Source organism: Bifidobacterium leontopitheci, assembly GCF_009193355.1.
Taxonomy (GTDB): domain Bacteria; phylum Actinomycetota; class Actinomycetes; order Actinomycetales; family Bifidobacteriaceae; genus Bifidobacterium; species Bifidobacterium leontopitheci.
In genome coordinates this window covers 1-23557 of sequence record NZ_WBVT01000039.1, presented here as the reverse complement: position 1 = coordinate 23557, position 23557 = coordinate 1, and the positions used below count along the sequence as shown (strand labels likewise).

The following is a 23557-nucleotide window of genomic DNA, read 5'->3' as shown; positions in this document are numbered from 1 at the left end:
GGACAAATCGGAACAAGGACAGGCCACGATCACCGAGGCCGTCAGTCAGAATCAGGGTCACCGCCAGGCCGCCACTCCCATTATCGCCGATCGGATTAACCGGCATAACCATTATCAACGTCAGGAATTGTCAACGGAACGTACTCGTAGGGGCGGTATGAGTACGTTCGGTTGGGAGATTGTGACGGACCGTACTCGGAATGGGGGTTACGGGTACGGTCCGTCAGGAATTGTCAACGGAACGTACCCGTAGGGGCGGTACGGGTACGGTCGGTTGGGAAATTATGACCGACCGTACCCGGAATGGGCGATACGAGCACGGTCCGTCAGGAATTGTCAACGGAACGTACTCGTAGGGGCGGTACGAGCACGTTCGGTTGGGAAATTGTGACGGACCGTACTCGGAATGGGGGTTACGGGTACGGTCCGTCAGGAATTGTCGACGGAACGTACTCGTAGGGGCGGTACGGGTACGTTCGGTTGGGAAATTGTGACGGACCGTACTCGGGATGGGGTCTACGAGTACGGTCCGTCAATCGTTAGTTGCAGGCCATGACGTGGCACAGGGATTGCACGCGCGGCAGCGAGAACACCTCGTCGGTGTGCACTACGCGGCCCGAGCCGTCGCACAGCGGAATACGCCAGTTCGGATACTCGTCGCTCGTGCCCGGCTGGTTCTGCACGCGGCGCTCGCCCACCGCGTCGGCGATGGTCGCCTGCAACAGCACGGACGGCGCACTGAGCAGCGCCGCGTGCATCGCCTCGATGATCGCCTGTTCATTCGCGGCGACCGCGGCGGTCTCATTCGTGACGTTGTCGGCGGTGACGTTGTCGGCGGCGACATGATCGCTCGCGGCGTGACCATCAACGGCGTGACCATCTGTGCCGGCATCCCCGCCCATGCAGGCGTCGGCGATTCTGCGATCCAGCCAGCTGCCGCGAGCCAGCATGGCGATCATCGAACGACGTTCGGCAACGGCGGCCGCGCGGAACCGTTCGGCCGGCTCCGTCAGCAGTCCCAGCTCTTCGCGCAGCCGCACGTGTTCGAGCGCCAGATATCCGGCGGTCGGCGGCAGGTCGTGTGTGGTGACCGACGCCAGCGCCGCGCGGCGATACGTTGACGGCAGCGCGTACGGGTCGCCCGCGTTCGGCGAATCGCCCTCGCGCGTGAACCATTCGACCACCGTGCCGAGCACGCCATGCTCGGCCAGTACACGCGAGACATACGGCGGCACCGTGCCCAGATCCTCGCCGATGACCACGCCATGCGCGCGCGTCGCCTCGATGGCCAGTATCGCCAGCATCACCTCATGGTCGTACGTAACATACGCGCCGTCCGCGGCTCCATGGCCGGCCGGAATCCACCACAGGCGGAACAGGCCGAGCACATGGTCGATGCGCAGCGCTCCCGCGTGCGCGAACATGCCATGCAGCATCTCGCGGTACACGCGGTAGCCGGTGTCCTCCAGGTATCGCGGGCTGAACGGCGGCTGACCCCAATCCTGCCCCTGCTGGTTGTAGAAGTCCGGCGGTGCACCCACGGTCGCACCCTTGGCGAACCGTTCCGGACTCCACCACACGTCGGCGCCGAGCGCGTGCACGCCCACGGCCATGTCCTGCATGAGGCCGAGCGCCATGCCGCCATCCAACGCGGCCTGGTGCGCGGCGGCCACCTGCTCGTCGGCGATCCACTGCATCCAGCGCGCGAACTCCAGGTCGTCCGCATGCTCGCGCACCAGCCGGGCGACGCGCGGCGACGACTTCGACTCGCCGTCGAACCACGACGGCCGTTCCCACGGTGCACCCCACGTCTCGAACGCGACGCACCACGTGGCGAACGCGTCTAGGTCGGAGCCGGCCGCCTGCTTGAACGCGGCGAACGCGGCTTCGCGCGCGGCGGTGCGCGGCTGGTCGAAGATGATGCGCAGCGCCTGACGTTTCGCCGACCACGCGGCGTTGATGTCCAGCGGCTGAGCACTGTCGTTCGCGGCGGCGAGCGTGGCGTGCAGCCGGTCCACGGCCGCGCGTCGGTCGGCCGGCAGCGCGGCGTATTCGGGAATGTCCTGCGGCCGGATGTACGTGACGTTGAGGAAGCGGCGCGACTCCGGCAGATACGGCGACGGCTGCAGCGGCGGCACCGGTGCGCAGGCGTGGATCGGGTTGATGAGCATGAAGTCGGCGGTGGAGTGCGCGGCCGCGTCCGCCAGGAGCCGGCGCAGGTCGCCGTAGTCGCCCACGCCCCACGAGCCGGCGGACCGTACCGAGTAGAGCTGCGTCATCCAGCCCCAGGGGTGGGTGCTGCGGCGGTCGTTGCTGTTGTGGCTGTTGCTGCGGCGGTCGGCTTGCAGCGAGGGCGGCAGTTCGATGCGCGGCGGGGCGACGATGAGGGTGGCGACTGCCTGTGCGGCGCTGTCTTGTGCGGTGCTGGGCTGCGCGTCGGCTGTGTGGGTGAGCACGGTCAGGGTGTGGTAGCCGATTGGCAGGTCGGTGGGCAAGGTGAGGGTCGCGGTCGCTGGGGAGTCGGCTGCGGGGACGGCGTGCAGTTCGTCCGGCCAGCTGCGGCCGTCCTCCAGTGTGATGCTGACCTGCGTGATGTCGTCGGCCGGACGGTTGATGGTGACGATATTCGGCCGGTCCGTGATGGCGAGCAGCGTCGGGCTGACGATCCGGTCGCGGCGCTGACGTGCGACGTCGGCAAGCGCGCGTTCGACGGACTCGGGCGTGGAGGCGTCCACGTCGAGCGCGGCCAGTACGCCGACCAGCACGTCGTCGCGGATCTCGACGGGAGCGCCCATCTGGTCGACATAGCTCGTGGAGACGCCGCACGCCTTGGCGAGCCGGATGAGAGGGCGTGCCAGACGTTCCGGCGATTCGATGGATGCGGCTTCGTTGCCGTTGGGTTGCTGCATGGGATTCCTTTCTGTTCAAAATCCAAAATCGAAAAATCCAGAATCTGTCACAGCGGGTAGGTGCCCGCTGTGACGGATTGATGACAATCAAGAGATTGCAATGGTTGAAGACTGCTTGTCACAGCGGGTAGGTACCCGCTGTGACGGAGAGCTGGCGGCTTACGGCGACGGGGTTTGCTCCCGCTGGCGGGAGCTGGCTCGCGTAGCGAGACTGAGGGTGGTCTCCTGCGTTCAGTGACCACCCTCAGTCACGGCAAAGCCGTGACAGCCCCCGCCAGCGGGGGCGACGCTCCCCCAGTCAGCCTTTGGCTGACAGCCCCCTCCACCGAGGGGGCCAAGGTGAAGTAAAGCGTTGCCGGTACCCGTGAGTATGACGGTCTCTTCCACCGGGGGCAGGGGCGGGACGATCGCCTCGCGGGATGAGGGCCGGCCCGCACCTCGGCCCCCTCGGTGGAGGGGGCTGGCTGAGCGGAGCGAAGACTGGGGGAGCGTCACCCGCACTGGGTCGGGCGGCGCGCTAGCGCAGGATGGCGAAGGACTGCGGGGGCATGACGAGCGTGCCGTCGGCGTAGCTGGGCTCGCCGATGGCGAAGACGACGGAGCCGGGCGTGTGCGCGATGCCGGCGGTTGTGCCGCTGTCCGCGGCTGCCGCGTCGCCGCGCAGGTCGAGGCTGAGGGTCGTGCGTCCGGGGTTGACGGCCACCACAATGTCGGCGTCGGCCCTGCTGCTGTCGGTCATATCGCTGTCTGTCTTGCTACCGTCTGCCTTGTTGCCGTCGGCCCTGCTGCCAGTCATGTCGCAAACGGCCTTGCCGGTGGCGTCTCCATCGGCCGCGGCGTCCGCGCACGCCGTCCGCACGAACCGGCGGAAGGCGAAGAGGCGGCCGGATTCGGTGATCGGCGCGAAACCGGCGTCGGCGCGCAAGGCCGCCGTCGACGCCCGCAGTGCGAGCACGTCGTGCACGACGTGCCACAGCGAGCCGCCGTCCGCCTGCTGCGATGCCACGGTCGGCGCGGCGGCATCATCATCGACCGGCAGGTACAGCGCGTCGGCCGCGGCTGTCGAAAAGCCCAGGTTGCGCCCGCCGTCCCACTGCATCGGCGTGCGGCTGCCGGTACGCACGTAGCCGCCCTCCTTGCTCGGCAGCTGACGGTAGCGCATGCCGATCTCGTCGCCGTAATAGACGAACGGCACGCCGGGCAGGGTGAGCAGCGTGGCGTAGGCGAGCGCGATCTCGCGGTCGGTCAGGCGGCCGGCGACGCGCGGCGTGTCATGATTGCAGGTGATGAGGTCGAAGTAGCCGCCGAGCCGTTCGGCGTCGCGCAGCTGGGGGAGGTACTGGCCGAGGAAGCCTTCGATGCCGGTGCCGCTGTCCGCGTTGAAGTAGCTGCGGTCGTCGCTGCTGCGCTCGGCAGGCGTATCGGTGTCGCGCAGCAGCATGTTGTAGCCGTTCGGCTTGCCGTCCCAACGCCAGTCCAGGTAGAAGTCCATGTCGAAGCCGGCGAGCAGCGACTCGTACGGGCGTCCCCATTCCGAGACGAACGCGGCTTCGGGGAATTCGGTGCGGACCTGCTCGAAGATGGTCCGCCACGTGCGGATGGTGAACGGCTTGCGGGTCGTCCAACCGTCGACGACGCCCGGCTCGTCGTCCCGCTTGACGAGGCTGTCGGCCATGTCGACGCGGAATCCGTCGGCGCCGAGGCCGAGCCAGAAGCGCATGACGTCGGCGATCGCCTCGCATGTGGCGAGCGCGTCCGGCCCGAGCGCCGGCTTCTGCCACGGCTGGCGCGGGTGGGCGAAACCGTAGTTCAGCGCCGGCTGGCATTTGAAGAAGTTGAGGATGTACGTGCCGTTGCGCTCGCATTCGCCGCCGATGAACGGCAGCCCGTCACCGCCGGCGATCCACGAGTCGGTCCAGATGTAGCGTTCGGAGAGGGTGCGTGCGTCGCCCGGCAGGTGGCGGTCGGCGTGGTCGGACTTGGCGCTCGCCTGGAACCAGGGGTGCTCTTCGCTGGTGTGCCCGGGGACGAGGTCGAGCAGCACGCGGATGCCGCGGCGGTGGGCCTCGCCGAACAGGCGGACCATGTCGTCGTTCGTGCCGTAGCGTGGGGCGATGCGCGTGTAGTCGCGCACGTCGTAGCCGGCGTCCTTGAACGGCGAGTCGTAGCAGGGGTTGATCCACAGCGCGTTGCAGCCGAGTTCGCGGATGTAGTCGAGGCGGCCGATGATGCCGGGGATGTCGCCGATGCCGTCGCCGTTGGAGTCGGCGAAGCTCTGCGGGTAGATCTCGTAGAACCGTGCGTCGCGCAGCCAGCGTGGCGTGGTGCGTGCGGTGTGCGCGGCGTTGCGTGGTTCGGTGTGTCGTGTGTCTTCCATGGCTCACGTCCTTTGGTTGACGGGGTTTGACGTCGTTATCGTGCGACCATTGTCGCGCACCGCTTTGACAACGTTTGCGTCACGTGGTACAGTAATAGACAACACCGCAGAAAGCCTTGAAAAACAACGAAAAGACAGCCTGCGGCGGAACCACTGCGCTGAAGCCGTGAATCCGACTTGTTGCGCTCTGCGTCCCTGATAAAAGAAAACGTATGCAGCATGGTTAAGGTGACGATGCTGCGGCGACGCCGCCACCGTGACGACGTCACAGGAGAAAGGAAGATCGATGAGGATCAACTGGAAGAAAGCCATGGGACTGGCCGCCGCAGTGGCCATGCTCGCTCCCCTCGCCGCGTGCGGTTCCGACAGCGGCTCGAACGGCTCCAGCAGCGCCAAGGGCGGCACCACCGCCGTCACCCTCAAGGTGTGGGGCCCGCAGACCGACCAGGACTCCTCCAAGGGCGACTCGTTCCTGGCGACCGTGGAGAAGAACTTCGAGAAGGCCCACCCCGAGTACAAGATCACCTGGCAGAACGATGTCGTCGGTGAGGACGACGCTTCCAAGACCGTCAAGCAGGATCCGGCCTCCGCCGCCGACGTGTACATGTTCGGCAACGACCAGCTCGGCACCCTCATCGACGCCAACGCCATCGGCCAGCTTGGCACCGATGCCGAGAAGCAGGTCAAGGAGCAGAACGGCGACGCCGCGATCGCGTCCGTCACCTCCTCCGACGGCAAGCTGTACGGCGTGCCCTACACCGGCAACACCTGGTTCATGTACTACAACAAGTCCAAGTTCAGTGCCGATGACGTCAAGTCGCTCGACACCATGCTCTCCAAGGGCAAGGTCGCCTTCCAGATCGGCGGACCCTGGTACTACACCGCGTTCTTCACCGGCGCCGGCGCCAAGTTCTTCGGCGACGACGGCATGACCGCCTCCAAGGGCATCGACCTGGGCGACAAGGCCGCCGACGTGACCAAGTACCTCGCCACGCTGATGACCAACAAGAACTTCGTCGTCGATGACGGCAGCACCGGCCTCGCCGGCCTCAAGGACGGCACGGTCGACGCCTACTTCGACGGCACCTGGAACGCCGCCAGCGCCAAGGAGGCCCTCGGCGACAACTACGCCGCCGCACCCGCCCCGAGCTTCACGCTCGACGGCGAGCAGGTCCAGCTCACCCCGTTCTCCGGCACCAAGGCCGCCGCGTACAACCCGAACGCGAAGAACCCGAAGGCCGCCGCGCAGTTCGCCGCCTACCTCGGCTCCACCGAATCGCAGAAGCTGCACTACACGATGAGCGGCGTCACCCCGGCCGACAAGTCCCTCTCCTCCACGGCCGACGACCCGGCCTCCAAGGCCCAGCTGGAAACGATGTCGAACATCGCCGTCAACCAGCCGACCATCTCCGCGATGAACAACTTCTGGGACCCGGCCACCACGTTCGGCAACGGCCTCAAGAACAAGGACGTCACCCCGTCCAACGCGGCCTCCAAGGTCGCCGAGTTCGAAGCCCAGCTCAAGTCCGCCACCAAGTGACGGCCCTGAACCACTGAGCCACCGAACATCCTGAACATCGTGGGCACCGGCCGCTCCTGACAGCCGGCACCCACGCCAACCACACGCCCTGGCGGGCGGCGGGTTCTCTCCTTCCCCGCCGCCCGCCACGGCGTGACAGCCTCCTCCTCACGGCGGCCGCACACCCCGCAGGCGTCCGGTCGCCGTGGCATCCAGACTGCCCCCATCAACCCCAACAACCCAACGTTCGATAAGGCGGTACCCATGTCCAGCACCACTGCGACACCCGCGAAAGCGGCACGGCCCATGAGTCGCCGCCGCAAGACGAACAAGGACGGCGTGGCGCCGTCACCGTACACCGTGCGCGCCGCGCTCTCGCAGGGAAGCCTGACCACCAAGCTCTCCGCGCTCGTCTTCGGCCTCGGCAACCTCGCACACAAGCAAATCGTCAAGGGACTCGTCCTGCTCGCCGGCGAGATCCTGTTCATCTGGTTCATGGCGGCCGACGGCGCACACAACCTCGCGATGCTGCCGTCGCTCGGCGACAACAAAGGCGGCAAGCAGCTCGTCGACGGCTTCTGGGAGTACGTCCCCGGCGACAACTCCGTGGTGATCCTGCTGTACGGCGTGTGCACGGTGGCCATCTGCGCCGTGTTCGTGCTGTGGTGGGCTCTGGCGGTGCGCAGCGCGTACAAGGCCGAATGCCAGGCGCGTGAAAACGGCGGCCGTGCACCCGAACTGCTCGACGACCTGCGCGACCTGCGCGACGGCAAGGTCTCCAACCTGCTCATGGCGCTGCCCACGCTCGGCATTGTCGTGTTCACCATCCTGCCGCTGATCTTCATGATCTCGGTGGCGTTCACCAACTACGACCAGGACCACGTCACCCTGTTCGACTGGACCGGCCTCGACACGTTCAAGACCGTGTTCTCCGGCAACGCGACCGGCGACGTGAACGCGCCGCTGTTCTTTTCCGTGCTCGGCTGGACGCTCACCTGGGCGTTCTTCGCCACGTTCCTCAACTTCTTCTTCGGCCTGTTCATGGCCATGATCATCAACCGCAAGACCACGCACGGCAAGGGCTTCTGGCGCGCGGTGTTCTCCATGTCGATCGCCGTGCCGCAGTTCGTCTCCCTGCTGACCATGCGCACCATGCTGCAGCCGCAGGGCGCGATCAACCGCATGCTCATGAGCTGGGGCTGGATCGACCAGTCGCTGCCGTTCTTCACCGACACGACCTGGGCGCGCGTGACCGTCATCGTCATCAACCTGTGGGTCGGCATCCCGTACACGATCATGCAGGTGACCGGCATCCTGCAGAACATCCCCGCCGAACAGTACGAGGCCGCCCGCATCGACGGCGCGAACTGGTGGCAGATCTTCACGAAGATCACCATGCCGTACATCATCTTCGTGCTCACGCCGTACCTGATCACCACGTTCACCGGCAACGTGAACAACTTCAACGTGATCTACCTGCTTTCGCAGGGCGAACCCAGCCAGGTCGGCCAGTCGGCAGGCAAGACCGACCTGCTCATCACCTGGCTGTACAAGCTGACCGTGGACCGCGGCGACTACAACCTCGGCGCCGTGATCGGCATCATGACGTTCATCGTGCTTGCGGTGGTGGCGCTCATCACCTACCGCAGTTCCGGATCGTACAAGGATGAGGAGGCGTTCCGATGAGTTCCGCAGTTACTTCAGCAGCGGCCGCCGGCAAGTCCGGTGCCGCGTCCGCCGACGTTTCGACCGCGAAGGCGACGTCCACGAAGGCGACGTCCGCGAAGGCGACGTCCACGAAGGCCCAGTCGCACGGCTTCATGCACGACCAGCGCCGCCGCCGCATCGCCGGCGACATCGCCACCCACCTGTTCCTCGCCGTCATGGCGGTGATCTGGCTGGTGCCGATCGTGTGGGTGTTCTTCGAAAGCTTCAACAAGAACACCGCCCCCTACACCGACTCGTTCTTCCCCAAGGAGTACACGCTCGGCAACTACACGGCCCTGTTCACCGACCGCTCGGTCATGAACTTCCCGCGCATGTTCATGAACACGCTCATCGTGGCGTGCTTCGTGTGCGTGATCTCCGTGTTCTTCGTGCTGTCGGTCGCCTACTGCATGTCGCGCCTGCGGTTCCGCTTCCGCCGCACGTTCATGAACGTGGCGCTGATCCTGGGCATGTTCCCCGGCATCATGGCCGTCACGGCGATCTACTTCATCCTCAAGGCGATGAAGCTGACCGAAGGCTCGGCGCCGGTGCTCATCGCGCTGATCCTCGTGTACGCGGCCGGCTCGGGCGCAGGCTTCTACGTGATGAAGGGCTACATGGACACCATCCCCATGTCGCTCGACGAGGCCGCGCTCATCGACGGCTGCACGCGCTGGCAGGTGTTCACCAAGATCATCATCCCGATCTCCAAGCCGATGATCGTCTACCAGGCCATCACCGGATTCCTCACCCCGTGGCTCGACTTCGTGATGGCGAAGGTGATCTGCCGCACGCAGTCGAACTACACGGTCGCGCTGGGTCTGTGGCTCATGCTCGACAAGGAGTACATCCAGACCTGGTACGCGCGTTTCGCCGCCGGCGCGGTGCTCGTCTCGATCCCGATCGCCATCCTGTTCATCGTGATGCAGCGCTTCTATCAGGAGTCCATGAGCGGCTCGGTGAAAGGCTGATGTGACCGACATGACGACCTTCATGAACGAACCGCCGGCCGGCTTGCCGGCGGATTCGCAGGGCGTCGAGGATGCGGGCGGTGTCGTGGCTGTCGCTGCGGTGCCGCCCGCGGCATCTGCGGACGTTGCTGTTCCGGACGTTGCTGTTCCGGACGCTGCGGCGACGTCCGGCCTCGCACAGTCCGCTGCACAGTCCGTTGCACAATCCGCTACGCAGTCCGTTACGCCGGCCGCGGACATCCCCGCCGGCCCCGACGGCATGGCCGCCGCATCCCCGATCGACACCGACCCATATCCGCTGTGTCTTGAACGTCCGCTGGGAGCCGCGGTCGCGGACGGCCACACCACGTTCGCCCTGTGGGCGCCGACCGCCAGCGCGGTCACGCTGCGGCTGTTCACACACGGCAGCGACAGCGAAGCCGGCGACCGCACGCTGCGCACCATCGCGCTGTCGCCGCACGCGGACGGCTCATGGACCGCCGACCTCGACGGCAACCTCAGCGGCGTCTACTACGACTATCTCGTCACGTTCCCCTACGGCACCGTGCAACGTACCGCCGACCCATGGGCGCGCGCGGCCGGCGTCAACGGCCGGCGCAGCATGGTCATCGACCTGCGCTCCACAGATCCGGACGGCTGGGACGACGACCGACGGCCCGACGTGCCGCCGGCCGAGACGGTCGTCTGGGAGACGCACATCGGAGACTTCAGCAACGACCCGCACGGCGGCATCCCCGCGGCCCACCGCGGCAAGTACCTCGCGTTCGCCGACCGCGGCACCGGCGTTGATGGTGAACGCTCCGGTGACGGCCGCTCTGGCGACGGTCGCTCCGGCAACGGTCATCCCAGCGGCGTCGACTACCTGCGCCGGCTCGGCGTCACCGCCGTGCAGCTACTGCCGTTCTACGACTACGGGTCCGTGGACGAGTCGGGCGGCCCGCAGTTCAACTGGGGGTACGATCCGGTCAACTACAACGTGCCGGAAGGCTCGTACTCGACCAACCCCTACGACGGCGCGGTGCGCATCCGCGAATGCAAGACGATGATCCAGTCGCTGCACGCGGCCGGCATCAAGGTCATCATGGACGTGGTCTACAACCACATGTTCTCGCCCGACAACTGGTTCGAACGCACGGTGCCCGGGTACTACTGCCGGCGATGGCCGTACGGGGCGCTCGCCAACGGCTCCGGCTGCGGGTGCGACATGGCCAGCGAACGGGCGATGTTCCGACGGTTCATCGTCGAATCGGTGACCTACTGGGCGCGCGAATACCACATCGACGGGTTCCGGTTCGACCTCATGGGGCTCATCGACGTCGACACGATGAACGCCGTGCGCGACTCGCTCGATACGCTGCCCGGCGGCGAGTCGATCCTCATGTACGGCGAGCCGTGGTCGGCGGGGCCCACCTGCGTGCCGGAAGGCGTGACGCTCGCCAACAAGGACGGCCTGGCGGCGTTGAACCCGCGCATCGGGCACTTCTGCGACACCACGCGCGACGCCATCAAAGGGCACGTGTTCTACCCGGAACGCCGCGGATACGTCAACGGCGACGCGGCTGGCAACAAGGCCGCGATCCAGCATGCCGTCGACGCGTGGCGCGAGCCCGGCGCGTTCGGCGAAGGCGAGCCGGGGCAGATCATCCAGTACGTTTCGGCGCACGACGACCTGACGTTGTGGGACAAGCTGTGCATGAGCATGTGCCCGGACGTGTGCGGGGACGGGGTTGCGGCCGGGAATGTCGGGGCTGCCGGGGACGGCGGCCGTGGCGGCGGTGATGTCGCCGGGGACGGCCTTGCGGATGCCGATGATCGTGTGCCGGCGGGCGGTCGCGTGCCGGCCGAGGACGTGTTCGACGTGCGCGACGGCAGGTGCCGTGCGGTGCTCGCCGCGAACCGCATCGCCGCCGGGCTGACGCTCACTGCCGCGGGCATCCCGTTCATGCTCGCCGGCGAGGAGTTCGCCCGCACAAAATACGGCGACGACAATTCGTACGACTCCGGCATCGCGCTCAACCAGCTGGATTGGCGGCGTTCCGTGCGCCTCGGCGGATTGGTGGACTACTATGCGGCGCTGATCGCGCTGCGCCGGTCCGATCCGTGCTGGTTCGACGCGCCGCGGCAGGCGATCGACGTTGCCGGTGACGTTGTGGCGTTCCGTGTGAAGGAGTACGCGGTGTTCGCGAATCCGGACGACGAGGCCCGTCGTGCGTTGGTGTCGGCGGTTGGGGCCGCTGCCGGCGCTGCTGATGCTGTGGCGGGGACGCTCCCCCAGTCGGCTTCGCCGACAGCCCCCTCCACCGAGGGGGCTGAGGAGATGGGCCGGTATGCGGCAGAGACTGGGCCTGACGGCTGGCGGCTTGTGCTGAGCTCGGATTGGTATGACGATGCTGGTGTGGATGCGGGGACGCTCCCCCAGTCACGGCCTTCGGCCGTGCCAGCCCCCTTCGCCGAGGGGGCCGAGGGCGCGGGGCGGTGTACGGCGGGGGAATGGTTTGTACTGCCTCCGCGGTCGTTCACCGTCTGGAAGCGCGCCTAGCGGAGACCGTTGCGTGATGCCGTATGCGTCACCCTGCTCGCCCTCGCACAGTGACGCATGACTGAGGCCCCTTGCAAATACTAGGGTTTCGCACTCTCGTCACTGTGCTCGGGCGGGCAGAGTGACGCAGCAATGCCCGGTCTGGCCGGCAGCGGTCGTTTCCGACTAATTCGCGTGGCCTCCTAGTCGGAAACGGCCGCAAAACGGCCCGTTAGCGTCCGTTTCCGACTAGAACCGCCGATGAACTAGTCGGAATCGGCCGCAAATCGACCTGTTAGCGTCCGTTTCCGGATAGAACGGTAGGCGAGCTGGATGGCAACGGACGCGGATCGGCTGTCGGTGTCCATCTTCGACTCGAACGCCTGGCGGGCCGGTCGCAGACGGCTCTGACCACCCTCAGTCTTGCTTCGCGAGCCAGCTCCCGCCAGCGGGAGCGAAAGCATGGCGAGACCCGCTAACCGCCCGCCCGGCCGGCACATCACAAGAAAGGATCATGCACCTATGACGGCATCGACGCGACGATACGACGCGGTGTTCTTCGACCTGTACGGCACGCTGATCGACATCCGCACCGACGAGGAAGCCGACGAGCCGTGGCAGGCGCTGCGCGAGGCGTTGGTCGGACTCGGCATGGAGCCGGCCGTCAGCATCGCCGGCCTTCGCGCCCGGTTCACGCAAGCCGTGCGCGAGACGAACGCACGGCAGCAGGCGGTCCGATCATCGTCGATCCACTCGCCGCGCACGGCGCACGCACACGCCGATGCCGTGCCGCTTTCGGCCGATACGCAATCCGATGGCACGCCGACGTCAGCCGCAGCACGGTCCGCCATGACGGCGACCTTGGACGGCCGGCGTCCCGTCATACCGCCGGACTGCGTGGAACCCGACCTGCTGCCCGCCTACCGTCTGCTGTGCGAAGCCGCCATGCGCGGCACCATCGCCGACCGCACCTCCGGCACGCCGGCCGCCGCCGCAATCGACCGCGTTGCAATCGACCGTGCCGCACGTCACGCCGCGTGGACGTTCCGCCGCGCGAGCACACGTACGATCCGCCTGTACCCCGGCGCGATCCGTCTGTTGCGGTCGCTGCACGCGGCCGGGCTGCGGGTCGTGCTCGTAAGCAACGCGCAGGCCTGTTACACGCGGCCGGAACTTGACATGCTCGGCCTGACGCCGCTGTTCGACCGCATCGTCATCTCCAGCGAGGAGGGCGTGCGCAAGCCGTCGCCCGAGCTGTTTCACCGGGCGCTCGCGCGTGAGGGTCTGCGTCCCGACCGCGTGGTCATGGTCGGCAACGACGAGCGCAGCGACATCCTCGGCTCACGCGCGGCCGGCATCGACGGCGTGTACCTGCGCACGGCGATCTCGCCGGCCGGCGACCCGCAATCCAGTGCGCACGCCGTGCTGTCGCTACGCGGTGCCGACTACGCGCCGCTGGCCGCGCTGCTGGGTGTCGACTATGCTCGGCTGGCGACGCCGCCGACGCTGCTCGGCGTGCGCGGCGGCGGGGATTGAGGGCCGCGGATGCCGTGTCATACACAGCGTGACAGAACGAACCGTCGCATCGGCATAACGGATACGATGGGATGCGTAACGACAGAGGGGGCGGAATTCCGCGCCGCAGGAGGTGCCAGATGAGAGAGCATACGACAGATATGGATGGCCGTCGCCATGACGGGCCGCACGCCAAGGGGCTGTCGGCGTTCCGGCTCAAGACGATCGCCGCGCTGTTCGCGGCGTTGTCGGTCGTCGCCGTCACGGTGCTGCCGGCGCTGCTCGGCGCGCCGTCGGCCGACAACATGACGTCGCTGACCGCCGTGGTGTTGTGCGACGTGGTCTCGTGGTGCGCGATTCCGATCTACGCGTGGCTGCTGGTCGAAGGCTGGCGTCACACGCATGACGTGTGGCGGTATGGCGTGCGGCTGTTCGTCGTCGCGAAACTGGCCGAGGTCCCGTACGACTTTATCATGACCGGCCGCTGGTTCGACCTGCGCGTGCAGAATCCGGTGTACGGTCTGCTGATCGCGCTCATCGTGCTCGGCCTGTTCGACTGGGCCGGCAAGCGGCTTTCGGGGGTCTCGCTGGTGGTGGTCGATGTGCTGTTCGCCGCGGTGGGCGTGCTGTGGAATCTGTTGCTGCATGTGGGCGTGGACCAGCGGGTGATGTTCGGCGGCGTGCTGACGTTGGCGTTCGCGCTCGTGTTCCGCTATCTCGGCCGTCATGAGAACACGATGATGTTCACGGCCGGACTCCTGGGTGCGGTCAACGGCGTCATTCCGGCGCTGGGCGTCGTGTTCCTGCACTACCGCAACGACGAGCTCGGCTACGGTCATCCGTGGACGCGGTGGGTGTTCTACGCGCTGTACCCGGTGATGCTGGCGCTGGGTGCGCTCTCCGTCGCTGTGTTGTAGTGTCCGTATCGCTGTGCAGTATCGCTGTGCAGTATCGCTGTGCAGTATCGCTGTGCCGTATCGCTGTGCCGTATCGCTGTGCCGTATCGCCGTCACAGCGGGTAGGTGCACGCTGTGACAAGTCGTGCTCATGCCTTGGAAATACTGGGTTTGCGCGAGTCCGTCACAGCGTGTACCTACCCGCTGTGACAAAGTAAGGCGGCGCGGCGGGGGCAGCGGGCCCGGCCGCTTAGTCCTGCGGCGTGTAGAGGGCGTCGGTTTCGCGCAGGATCAGCTCCGGCTGTACGATCTCGTGCGGGGTCTCCGGCGTGCGGTCGTTGATGAGGTCGATCGCCTTGAGCGCCGCCTTGCGACCCATGGCGTACGGGTCCTGCCGCATGGTGGTGAGGTTGATCGTGTCGGCGTAGGGGCTGTCGTCGAAGCCGACGATCGAATAGTCGCGCGGCGTGCGGTGGCCGTAGCGTTCCAGTTTGAGCACGAGCGGGATCGCCATCATATCCATCTGGCAGCAGATCGCGTCGGGGAACCGGTCGAGCGCGAGCAGCGCCGACAGTGCGGAGTCGGCGAACGTGCGGCCGCGCGGCACGGTCAGCACCTGCCAGTCGAGGTCGTGCGTCGTCTCGGCGTTCTGGCAGGCGCGCGTGAAGCCGCGGCCGCGCGCGTCGATCGACGAGTCCATGGTCTCCGATGCGGCCGAGCAGACGTAGACGATGCGCCGGTGGCCGAGGTTGATGAGATGCTGGGCGGCGGTGTACATGCCGTTCTCGTCGTCGATGCTGATCGAAGCGTCGAAACCGTCCACCGAAGGCGTGTTGATGCCGACGATCGGCACGTGGATACGTTGCAGCTGCTCCACTTCGGCGCGGTCGATGGCGAACGACGCGACGAACACGGCGTCGACGTTGCGTCGCACCGGCAGGTCCTTGAAGAACGACCGCCGCATGTCGGCGGTGTCGATGTGCTGGAAGATCGAGATGTCGTAGCCGGCGTCGTGCATGACCGAGTTGATGCCGGCGAAGACCTGCGTGTTGAACCAGCTGGTGATCTCCTCGTTCATGAGCAGCGCCACACGGAACGTCTGCCCGTATTTGAGCGCGGCGGCCGAACGCGAGATGTTGAAGTCGAGCGCGTCGGCGGCGGCCATCACCTTGCGGCGCGTCTGCTCGGAGACGATCTCGGGATGCGCGAACGCGCGCGAGACCGTGGAGATGGAGACCCCCGCCGCCTTCGCCACTTCGCGGATTCCTGCCTTGTCCATGTCATCTCCTTTGCCTGTGCCGGTGTCGCCGCCTGTAGTGACGTTGTCATATAGACGTCGCCGTACGCCGTTGCCGTCGTGCGGCAGGCAGGCCACGGCACTGCCGCCTATGTATCCGTACCAGTATACTGCAAACATTCTCATAACGGAAACGCAAGGCGTCACGCGTTGCCGTCGCCTGCCGCCGCCCCTCTCGCGGCACCAACGCGACGCCGTAAGTTCACCTGAAGTTCGGGCCGCCGTCGCGCCGGCTTTCCTTTCGCCGAGTTAGCTGAACTGTGAGCACTAACAGACTCTCCGACGTGGCCGACATACGACAACGACCCACGCCGGACCATGACGGGCCCTCCCGTCACGAATGGAAGAAGAGATCCATGGCATTCAAGAAAGTCGTCTCCGGCGCAGTCGCGGCCCTGACCTCGGTCGCGGCCCTCGGCGCCCTGACCGCCCCGGCGCTCGCGGCGGGCAACCCCACCTACGCGCTCAACGGCAAGACCGTCGAGCAGCTGTCCGTCCACGGCGGCGCCCAGCGTCTCGCCGCCCTCGGCAACCCCGGCGCCAAGAACGTCATCCTGTTCATCGGCGACGGCATGGGCGACTCCGAGATCACTGCCGCCCGCAACTACCTGCACGGCGTGAACGGCTCGTTCGCAGGCCTCGACAAGCTCGGCCAGCCGGGCGCGCTGCTCACCGGCGACAACACCGCCGCCGAAGCCGGCTCCGGCCAGTACACGACGTTCTCGCTGGGCAACAGCTCCAACGACTCGCTCATGGCCAAGGACAAGGACGGCAAGCTCGCCGGCTCCAAGACCGCCGGCGTCATCACTCCCGTCACCGACTCCTCCGCCTCCGGCTCCGGCTGGTCCACCGGCACCAAGACGTACAACAACGCCGTGGACGTCGACGTCAAGGGCAACCCGCAGCTCAACCTCATCGAACTCGCCAAGGCCAAGGGCCTGGCCACCGGCAACGTGACCACCGCCGAAATCCAGGACGCCACCCCGGCCGTCCTCGAATCCCACTCCACCGAGCGCGCCTGCTACGGACCGCAGGGCAAGTGGGACGGCAAGACCGACACCAACGGCGACGGCAAGCTCGACGCCTCCGACGGCAACCAGTCCAAGAACTGCCTCGCCGACCAGCTCAAGGTCAACGGCGGCATCGGCTCCATCTCCGAGCAGCTGCTCGACACCCGCGCCGACGTCACCATCGGCGGCGGCTCCAAGTACTTCAACCAGCTCGGCCTCGACGGCAAGACCCTGTGGCAGCAGGCCGCCGACCGCGGCTTCCTGACCGTCGAGAACGACGTCGACAAGTTCGCCGGCATCGACGCGCAGGCCACCGGCAAGAAGGACCAGCCGGTCCTCGCCCTGCTCGGCGGCGGCAACCTGCCCACCCAGTTCAACCCGACCCCGGCGCTCACCCAGGCGGCGACCGAAAAGCGCGGCCCGGTCGAGTGCTCGGTGAACGACGCCTGGCTCGGCAACAAGACCGCGGCCGGCAACAGCGCCTCGCTGGCCGACATGACCAACAAGGCCATCGACCTGCTCCAGGCCAACCCGAAGTCCTCCAAGGGCTTCTTCCTGCAGGTCGAGGGCGCCTCGATCGACAAGCAGGACCACGCCGCCAACGCCTGCGGCCAGATCGGTGAGACCGACGACCTCGACAAGGCCATCGCCGCCGCGCTGAAGAAGGTCGACCTCAAGGACACGCTCGTCATCGTGACCGCCGACCACGCGCACACCAGCCAGATCGTCGGCGAGCCGCCGTACTACGCGCTGAGCACCATCCTCAAGAACGCCGACGGCTCCCAGACCGTCATCTCCTACGGCACCGCCACCGGTGAGGACAAGGGTGCCGAGAACCCCGAAGTCGGCTACACCGCCGGCGGCATGGAGCACACCGGCACCCAGCTGCGCATCGCGGCCTCCGGCCCCGGCGCCTCGCGCGTCGACGGCCTGACCGACCAGACCGACAACTTCTACACCATCGCCGGCGCGCTCGGCCTCGCCACCACCACCGACCAGCAGAAGGGCCTGTCCGACGGCGGCAAGGTCGCCGTGAACAAGAGCGACGACGGCAAGTACAGCGCGGACGTCACCGGATTCAACGGCGACGCGGTGCTCTCCTACCAGCTCGTCGACGACGCCTCCAAGAAGGTCGTCGCCGCCTCCAACGACACCACCCCGGTCTCCGGCGTGCGCGTCGCCACCGCCGCGACCACCACGCTCGACTTCGGCGACTTCACGCCGGCCGAGGGCGCCAAGTACACGCTGACCGTGACCGGCCGCCAGTCCGGCAAGTCCGCCAGCGTCTCGTTCCCGGGTGCTTCCGGATCCGCCGACAAGACGCCCGGCAAGGGCAACGGCGGCACCGTCGCGCAGGGCGGCGTCACCAAGCCGAACGCTCCGCTGGGCAAGACCGGCGCGACCATCCTCGGCCTCGCGGTGCTGGTGCTCGCGCTCGGCGCCGCAGCGCTCACCGTGCGCTTCGCCAAGTTCGGACGTCGCTGAGCGACGCGCGGCCGGTGGTTTGCGGCCGTAGCGTTACATAACTGAATACTGTGCCATTGCGTCAGCGAAAGCGTGCGCCGGGTGTCTCAACGGTCCGGCGGATGCTTTCGCTGACGTCGTCTTGGGGATGCGACGCGGCGGTTTCGATGGGGTGCCAGCTGACGCTTGCTGACGGCCCGCTGAAAGTTGAGTGAGATTCGCTCAAGTTTTTGTGAAGAAGTGGGAATAAAAGTTGGTATTGGAAAGTTGAGTGGTGTAGGCTCAAGTTTTGGAAAGCAAAACGAGGGCACACCTCGGGGCGAAGGTCCGGCGGCGGCGCGCAAGCCGCGGCCGCCGGCCCCAAGACTTGAGCGAGCAAACGTAAACGAACGAAACAACGTAAGGAGCACACATTATGGCACGTGCAGTTGGTATTGATCTGGGTACTACGAACTCCTGCATCGCAACGCTTGAAGGCGGCGAACCGACCGTCATCGTGAACGCCGAGGGCGCACGCACCACGCCGTCCGTGGTCGCGTTCTCCAAGTCCGGCGAGATCCTCGTCGGCGAGGTCGCCAAGCGTCAGGCGGTCACCAACGTCGACCGCACCATCAGCTCGGTGAAGCGTCACATGGGCACCGACTGGACCGTCGAGATCGACGGCAAGAAGTGGACCCCGCAGGAGATCTCCGCGCAGATCCTCATGAAGCTCAAGAGGGACGCCGAAGCGTACCTCGGCGAGCCGGTCACGGACGCCGTGATCACCTGCCCGGCGTACTTCAACGACGCCCAGCGTCAGGCCACCAAGGACGCCGGCAAGATCGCCGGCCTGAACGTCCTGCGCATCATCAACGAGCCGACCGCGGCCGCGCTGGCCTACGGCCTAGAGAAGGGCAAGGAGGACGAGCGCATCCTCGTCTTCGACCTCGGCGGCGGCACCTTCGATGTGTCCCTGCTGGAGATCGGCAAGGACGACGACGGCTTCTCCACCATTCAGGTGAAGGCCACCAACGGCGACAACCACCTGGGCGGCGACGATTGGGACCAGAAGATCATCGACTGGCTGGTGAGCGAGGTCAAGAACAAGTACGGCGTCGACCTGAGCAAGGACAAGATCGCGCTGCAGCGTCTGAAGGAAGCCGCCGAGCAGGCGAAGAAGGAGCTGTCCTCCTCGACGAGCACCTCCATCAACATGCAGTACCTGGCCATGACGCCCGACGGCACCCCGGTGCACCTGGACGAGACCCTGACCCGTGCGCACTTCGAGGAGATGACCTCCGACCTGCTCGGCCGTTGCCGCACGCCGTTCAACAACGTGCTGCGCGACGCGAACATCTCCGTGAGCGACATCGACCACGTGGTGCTGGTCGGCGGCTCCACCCGTATGCCGGCCGTCAAGGAGCTCGTCAAGGAGCTCACCGGCGGCAAGGAAGCGAACCAGTCCGTCAACCCGGATGAGGTCGTGGCCGTCGGCGCCGCCGTGCAGTCCGGTGTCATCAAGGGCGACCGCAAGGACGTCCTGCTGATCGACGTGACCCCGCTGTCGCTGGGCATCGAGACCAAGGGCGGCATCATGACCAAGCTCATCGACCGCAACACCGCCATCCCGACCAAGCGCTCCGAGGTGTTCTCCACCGCCGAGGACAACCAGCCGTCCGTGCTGATCCAGGTCTACCAGGGCGAGCGTGAGTTCGCCCGCGACAACAAGCCGCTGGGCACCTTCGAGCTGACCGGCATCGCGCCGGCCCCGCGTGGCGTCCCGCAGATCGAGGTCACCTTCGACATCGACGCCAACGGCATCGTGCACGTGTCCGCCAAGGACAAGGGCACCGGCAAGGAGCAGTCCATGACCATCACCGGCGGCTCGGGCCTGCCGAAGGACGAGATCGACCGCATGGTCAAGGAGGCCGAAGCCCACGAGGCCGAGGACAAGAAGCGCAAGGAGGAGGCCGAGACCCGCAACCAGGCCGAGGCGTTCGCCTACCAGACCGAGAAGCTGGTCAACGACAACAAGGACAAGGTCTCCGACGAGATCGCCAAGGACGTCACCGACAAGGTCAACGCCCTGAAGGAAGCCCTCAAGGGTGACGACATCGAGAAGATCAAGACCGCGCAGAGCGAGCTCATGACCGCCGCCCAGAAGATCGGCGAGGCCCTGTACTCGCAGGCCGGCGCCGCGGGTGCCGCTGGCGCCGCGGCCGGTGCGGGCGCCGCGTCCGGCACCGCCTCCAACGGCGGTGACGACGACGTGGTGGACGCCGAGGTCGTGGACGACGACGACAAGAAGGACAACAAGTAATCATGTCCGGATTCAACAAGGACGATTACCTGAATGACCTGCCGGACGCGGACGACCTGGCCAACAAGGCCGCCGTGGCCGGCAAGGCCGACTCCGCCGCCGCATCGCCGGCCGGCGATGCCAAGCCCGAACAGGCCGCCGCCGATCCTGCCGCCGAGACGAAGCCGACTGCGGCCGGCTCCGCCGAGACGCAGGATTCTACGACGGCCGACGCCGGTGCGAATGCCGGCTCCCAGGCCGATGCGTCGGCCGAGGGCCAGCAGGCACCGGGCCAGCAGGGCGCTGCCGATGCCGCCGATGGCAAGCCCGCCGACGGCAAGGCCGACACCCTCACTCCGCTTGGCCAGGCCAAGAAGGAGGCCGCCGAATACCTCGAGGCGCTGCAGCGCGAGCGTGCGGAGTTCATCAACTACCGCAACCGTGCCAAGAAGGAGCAGGACCGCTTCCGCCAGCACGGCATCATCGACGTGCTGACCGCCCTGCTGCCCGCGCTCGACGACATCGACCGCATCCGCGAGCACAGCGAGATGGACGACTCCTTCAAGGCCGTGGCCGCGAAGATCGACAAGGCGTTCGAGAAGTTCGGCGTCGAGAAGTTCGGCGAGAAGGGCGAGGAGTTCGACCCCACCAAGCATGAGGCGATCCTGCACAAGCCGGACGATTCGGCCGACAAGGAGACCGTCGACACCGTGGTGGAAGCCGGCTACCGCATCGGCGACCGCGTGATCCGCGCCGCCCGCGTGGTGGTCGCCTCGCCGAAGGCCTGACCTTACCCATTTCCGCTCCCGCTGGCGGGAGCTGGCAGCCGAAGGCTGACTGAGGGTGGTTCGTAGCTGAGACCACCCTCAGTCTCGCTTCGCTCGACAGCTCCCGCCAGCGGGAGCAGGATTATAAGCCTTTATATGTTAGTACGAAAGGAGATACGCATGGCCGAAAACGAATGGCTGAGCAAGGATTTCTACAAAGTCCTCGGTGTCTCCAAGGACGCTTCCGACGAGGAGATCACCAAGGCCTACCGCAAGCTGGCCCGCAAGTATCATCCCGATCTGAACAAGACCAAGGAGGCCGAGGAGAAGTTCAAGGACATCTCCGAGGCGTATGACGTGCTGAGCAACAAGCAGCAGCGTCAGAAGTACGACGCGATTCGCCAGTTCGGCATGGGCGGCGCCCGCTTCACGGGCGGCAGCGGCCAGGGCGGCTTCGACGCCTCCGGGTTCGCCGACATGTTCGGCAGCATGTTCGGCGGAGGCAACGGCGGCAACATCCGCTTCAGCACGTCCGGCGGCGGTCCGAGCAACCTCAACGACATCTTCTCGATGTTCGGCGGCGGCGCGGGCGGCCGTGGCACCGCCGGCGGGTTCGGCGGTTCGCCGTACGCCGGTTATGAGGAGCCGCCGACGCCCGAGCGCGGCGAGGACCGCAAGTCCCGGATCTCCCTGACGTTCCGTCAGGCGGCCAAGGGCGCGACCGTGTCGCTGCGCGTGGACGGCGAACAGTTCAAGACGCACGTGCCCGCAGGCGTCAAGGACGGCCAGAAGATCCGCATCGCCGGCAAGGGCAAGCGCGGCCGCAACGGCGGCGCGAACGGCGACATGTACCTGACCGTCGAGGTGAAGGCCGATCCGCGGTTCTCGCTGCGCGGCCATGACATCGTCATGGACCTGCCGGTGACCGTGGGCGAGGCCGTGGCCGGCGGCAAGATCGTCGCGCGTGACCTGGATGACGATCCGGTGACGTTCAAGGTGCCTGCCGGTTCGTCCAGCGGCGCCGAGGTGCGCGTCAAGGGCAAGGGCGTACAGTCCGCGACCCCGGGCGACCTGATCGGCCGCGTGCAGATCCAGGTTCCCGCGAAGCCGGGCCTGGGCGTCAAGCACGCCGCCAAGGAGTTCGACAAGGCCGCCGGCGACTACACCGAACAGGTCGCCTCCGAACGCTGATCGGAGTCCGGGCTGGTTTCCAGCCAGCCGGTAGATGACTGGCCCGCTTGCCTCGGCCCCCTCGGCGGAGGGGGCTGGCTGAGCGTGGCGAAGACTGGGGGAGTGCCCCCGCTTCACGAACACACACCAAAGGAGATGAACGACATGGCACGAATCGCGCAGGAAGTCAGACGCGCGTATGCGGCGTGTGCCGCGGCGATCGTCTCCGGACGCGCCGACCTAGACGCGGTGGACGCGCTCGGCCTGAACGTCGAGCTGCCCGTGTTCACGGTCGGCCAAGCGGCGCAGGTGGCGGGCATCCACCCGCAGACGCTGCGCCAGTACGATCGGCTCGGGCTGATCGTGCCGCGGCGCACCGAGGGTGGCGCCCGCCGCTACACGCTGCGTGACATCGAGCGCATCGCGCAGGCGCAGCGGCTCAGCCAGGATGAGGGCATCAATCTGGCCGGCATCACGCACATCCTCTCGTTGCAGGAGGAGAACCGTCAGCTGCGCCGGCAGATCCGGCACATGCGGCAGCGCATGGCCGGCGACAGCGTGTTCGAAGCCGACATGGACGGTGAGGTCGTGGAGGTCCATCAGTCGCGGTTCGCGCGCATCTGGCGGCGCAACAGCCGCGGTCGCGTGCAGCTCGCGCCCCTGCAGATTACTGACGGCTGCGACTGACGCGACGGCCGCGACTGACGCGACGACCGTGATGACCGGTGTAACGGCCGTGCCCGCCACGACAGCCACGACAGCCGCGACCGTCGCCACCCGTCGCCACCCGTCGCCCACACCCCGTCATTCTGCTCGCCCTCGCACACAAAGGCCCGAGCGCGGTCCGTCACAGCGTGTACCTACCCGCTGTGACAAACTGTTGAGATTCTAGTGTTTTCAAGGCTTGGGCGAGGCATGTCACAGCGTGTACCTACCCGCTGTGACGGAATGGCTGTGACGGACTACTGAGATTCCGGTGCGTTCAGAGATTCAGAGATTTCATATATGCGTCCGCGTGCGAATTGTTGATAATCACCGTGTTTATTTATCTGATGGGTTGAGTGGCGACGCTGACGCTCGCACCATGCGTGGTGTTGTTTGAAAACCTACGCGTGGGAGGGGACTTCAGCGTGTGGCGCGTCGTGCGGCGCGTTTGCGG

14 protein-coding genes are annotated in these 23557 nt (G+C 66.6%); 11 read left to right on the top strand and 3 right to left on the bottom strand.

Features of this window, described 5'->3' with window-relative positions; genetic code table 11:
- Window positions 1-539: 539 nt before the first annotated feature.
- Window positions 540-2909: a 4-alpha-glucanotransferase gene (gene malQ, locus F7D09_RS09660; protein WP_152235285.1), complete on the bottom strand. Its 2370-nt coding sequence runs from the start codon at window positions 2907-2909 to the stop codon at window positions 540-542.
- 517 nt (window positions 2910-3426) lie between these two features.
- The gene (locus tag F7D09_RS09655) at window positions 3427-5286 is read right to left on the bottom strand and encodes an alpha-amylase family glycosyl hydrolase (RefSeq protein ID WP_152235284.1); all 1860 of its coding nucleotides are present in this window, start codon (window positions 5284-5286) and stop codon (window positions 3427-3429) included.
- A 286-nt stretch (window positions 5287-5572) separates the two neighbouring features.
- Here F7D09_RS09655 and F7D09_RS09650 point away from each other — a divergent pair, with 286 nt between their 5' ends.
- From F7D09_RS09650 to F7D09_RS09620, 6 genes are all read left to right on the top strand, one after another.
- Window positions 5573-6826 carry an extracellular solute-binding protein gene (locus tag F7D09_RS09650; RefSeq protein ID WP_152235283.1) on the top strand — a complete coding sequence of 418 codons (1254 nt, stop codon included), beginning with the start codon at window positions 5573-5575 and terminating at the stop codon, window positions 6824-6826.
- A gap of 285 nt (window positions 6827-7111) precedes the next feature.
- On the top strand, window positions 7112-8491 hold the full coding sequence (locus F7D09_RS09645; protein WP_152235288.1) for a carbohydrate ABC transporter permease: 1380 nt from the start codon (window positions 7112-7114) through the stop codon (window positions 8489-8491).
- Between the two features lie 134 nt (window positions 8492-8625).
- On the top strand, window positions 8626-9483 hold the full coding sequence (locus F7D09_RS09640; protein WP_226836221.1) for a sugar ABC transporter permease: 858 nt from the start codon (window positions 8626-8628) through the stop codon (window positions 9481-9483).
- Between the two features lie 259 nt (window positions 9484-9742).
- A complete protein-coding gene (locus F7D09_RS09630) occupies window positions 9743-12022 on the top strand; it encodes an alpha-amylase family glycosyl hydrolase (RefSeq protein WP_152235287.1) in 2280 nt (759 codons plus the stop codon).
- 501 nt (window positions 12023-12523) lie between these two features.
- The gene (locus F7D09_RS09625; RefSeq protein WP_193312433.1) at window positions 12524-13537 is read left to right on the top strand and encodes an HAD family hydrolase; all 1014 of its coding nucleotides are present in this window, start codon (window positions 12524-12526) and stop codon (window positions 13535-13537) included.
- Window positions 13538-13656: 119 nt separating this feature from the next.
- Entirely contained in the window at window positions 13657-14433 is a 777-nt protein-coding gene (locus F7D09_RS09620; RefSeq protein ID WP_226836219.1) for a TraX family protein, read from the top strand.
- A 229-nt stretch (window positions 14434-14662) separates the two neighbouring features.
- Here the strand turns inward: F7D09_RS09620 and F7D09_RS09615 are convergent, their stop codons facing one another.
- Window positions 14663-15691 carry a LacI family DNA-binding transcriptional regulator gene (locus F7D09_RS09615; RefSeq protein WP_152235280.1) on the bottom strand — a complete coding sequence of 343 codons (1029 nt, stop codon included), beginning with the start codon at window positions 15689-15691 and terminating at the stop codon, window positions 14663-14665.
- A 374-nt stretch (window positions 15692-16065) separates the two neighbouring features.
- Between F7D09_RS09615 and phoA the strand changes: the two genes are divergently transcribed.
- From phoA to F7D09_RS09590, 5 genes are all read left to right on the top strand, one after another.
- Complete coding sequence (gene phoA / locus F7D09_RS09610) at window positions 16066-18204, top strand: alkaline phosphatase (RefSeq protein WP_152235279.1); 2139 nt, start codon at window positions 16066-16068, stop codon at window positions 18202-18204.
- Between the two features lie 394 nt (window positions 18205-18598).
- Complete coding sequence (gene dnaK / locus F7D09_RS09605; RefSeq protein ID WP_152235278.1) at window positions 18599-20482, top strand: molecular chaperone DnaK; 1884 nt, start codon at window positions 18599-18601, stop codon at window positions 20480-20482.
- A gap of 2 nt (window positions 20483-20484) precedes the next feature.
- On the top strand, window positions 20485-21249 hold the full coding sequence (grpE, locus tag F7D09_RS09600) for a nucleotide exchange factor GrpE (protein ID WP_152235277.1): 765 nt from the start codon (window positions 20485-20487) through the stop codon (window positions 21247-21249).
- Between the two features lie 159 nt (window positions 21250-21408).
- Window positions 21409-22419, top strand: coding sequence for a DnaJ C-terminal domain-containing protein (locus F7D09_RS09595; protein ID WP_152235276.1), 1011 nt, complete (start codon window positions 21409-21411; stop codon window positions 22417-22419).
- A 144-nt stretch (window positions 22420-22563) separates the two neighbouring features.
- Window positions 22564-23085, top strand: coding sequence for a heat shock protein transcriptional repressor HspR (locus F7D09_RS09590; RefSeq protein WP_152235275.1), 522 nt, complete (start codon window positions 22564-22566; stop codon window positions 23083-23085).
- Window positions 23086-23557: the final 472 nt, after the last annotated feature.

What these genes read in the sequence shown, in the direction of transcription:
- malQ (WP_152235285.1), bottom strand. Translation starts at nt 2,909, where the DNA reads ATGCAGCAACCCAACGGCAACGAAGCCGCATCCATCGAATCGCCGGAA.
- F7D09_RS09655 (WP_152235284.1), bottom strand. Translation starts at nt 5,286, where the DNA reads ATGGAAGACACACGACACACCGAACCACGCAACGCCGCGCACACCGCA.
- F7D09_RS09650 (WP_152235283.1), top strand. Translation starts at nt 5,573, where the DNA reads ATGAGGATCAACTGGAAGAAAGCCATGGGACTGGCCGCCGCAGTGGCC.
- F7D09_RS09645 (WP_152235288.1), top strand. Translation starts at nt 7,112, where the DNA reads ATGAGTCGCCGCCGCAAGACGAACAAGGACGGCGTGGCGCCGTCACCG.
- F7D09_RS09640 (WP_226836221.1), top strand. Translation starts at nt 8,626, where the DNA reads ATGCACGACCAGCGCCGCCGCCGCATCGCCGGCGACATCGCCACCCAC.
- F7D09_RS09630 (WP_152235287.1), top strand. Translation starts at nt 9,743, where the DNA reads ATGGCCGCCGCATCCCCGATCGACACCGACCCATATCCGCTGTGTCTT.
- F7D09_RS09625 (WP_193312433.1), top strand. Translation starts at nt 12,524, where the DNA reads ATGACGGCATCGACGCGACGATACGACGCGGTGTTCTTCGACCTGTAC.
- F7D09_RS09620 (WP_226836219.1), top strand. Translation starts at nt 13,657, where the DNA reads ATGAGAGAGCATACGACAGATATGGATGGCCGTCGCCATGACGGGCCG.
- F7D09_RS09615 (WP_152235280.1), bottom strand. Translation starts at nt 15,691, where the DNA reads ATGGACAAGGCAGGAATCCGCGAAGTGGCGAAGGCGGCGGGGGTCTCC.
- phoA (WP_152235279.1), top strand. Translation starts at nt 16,066, where the DNA reads ATGGCATTCAAGAAAGTCGTCTCCGGCGCAGTCGCGGCCCTGACCTCG.
- dnaK (WP_152235278.1), top strand. Translation starts at nt 18,599, where the DNA reads ATGGCACGTGCAGTTGGTATTGATCTGGGTACTACGAACTCCTGCATC.
- grpE (WP_152235277.1), top strand. Translation starts at nt 20,485, where the DNA reads ATGTCCGGATTCAACAAGGACGATTACCTGAATGACCTGCCGGACGCG.
- F7D09_RS09595 (WP_152235276.1), top strand. Translation starts at nt 21,409, where the DNA reads ATGGCCGAAAACGAATGGCTGAGCAAGGATTTCTACAAAGTCCTCGGT.
- F7D09_RS09590 (WP_152235275.1), top strand. Translation starts at nt 22,564, where the DNA reads ATGGCACGAATCGCGCAGGAAGTCAGACGCGCGTATGCGGCGTGTGCC.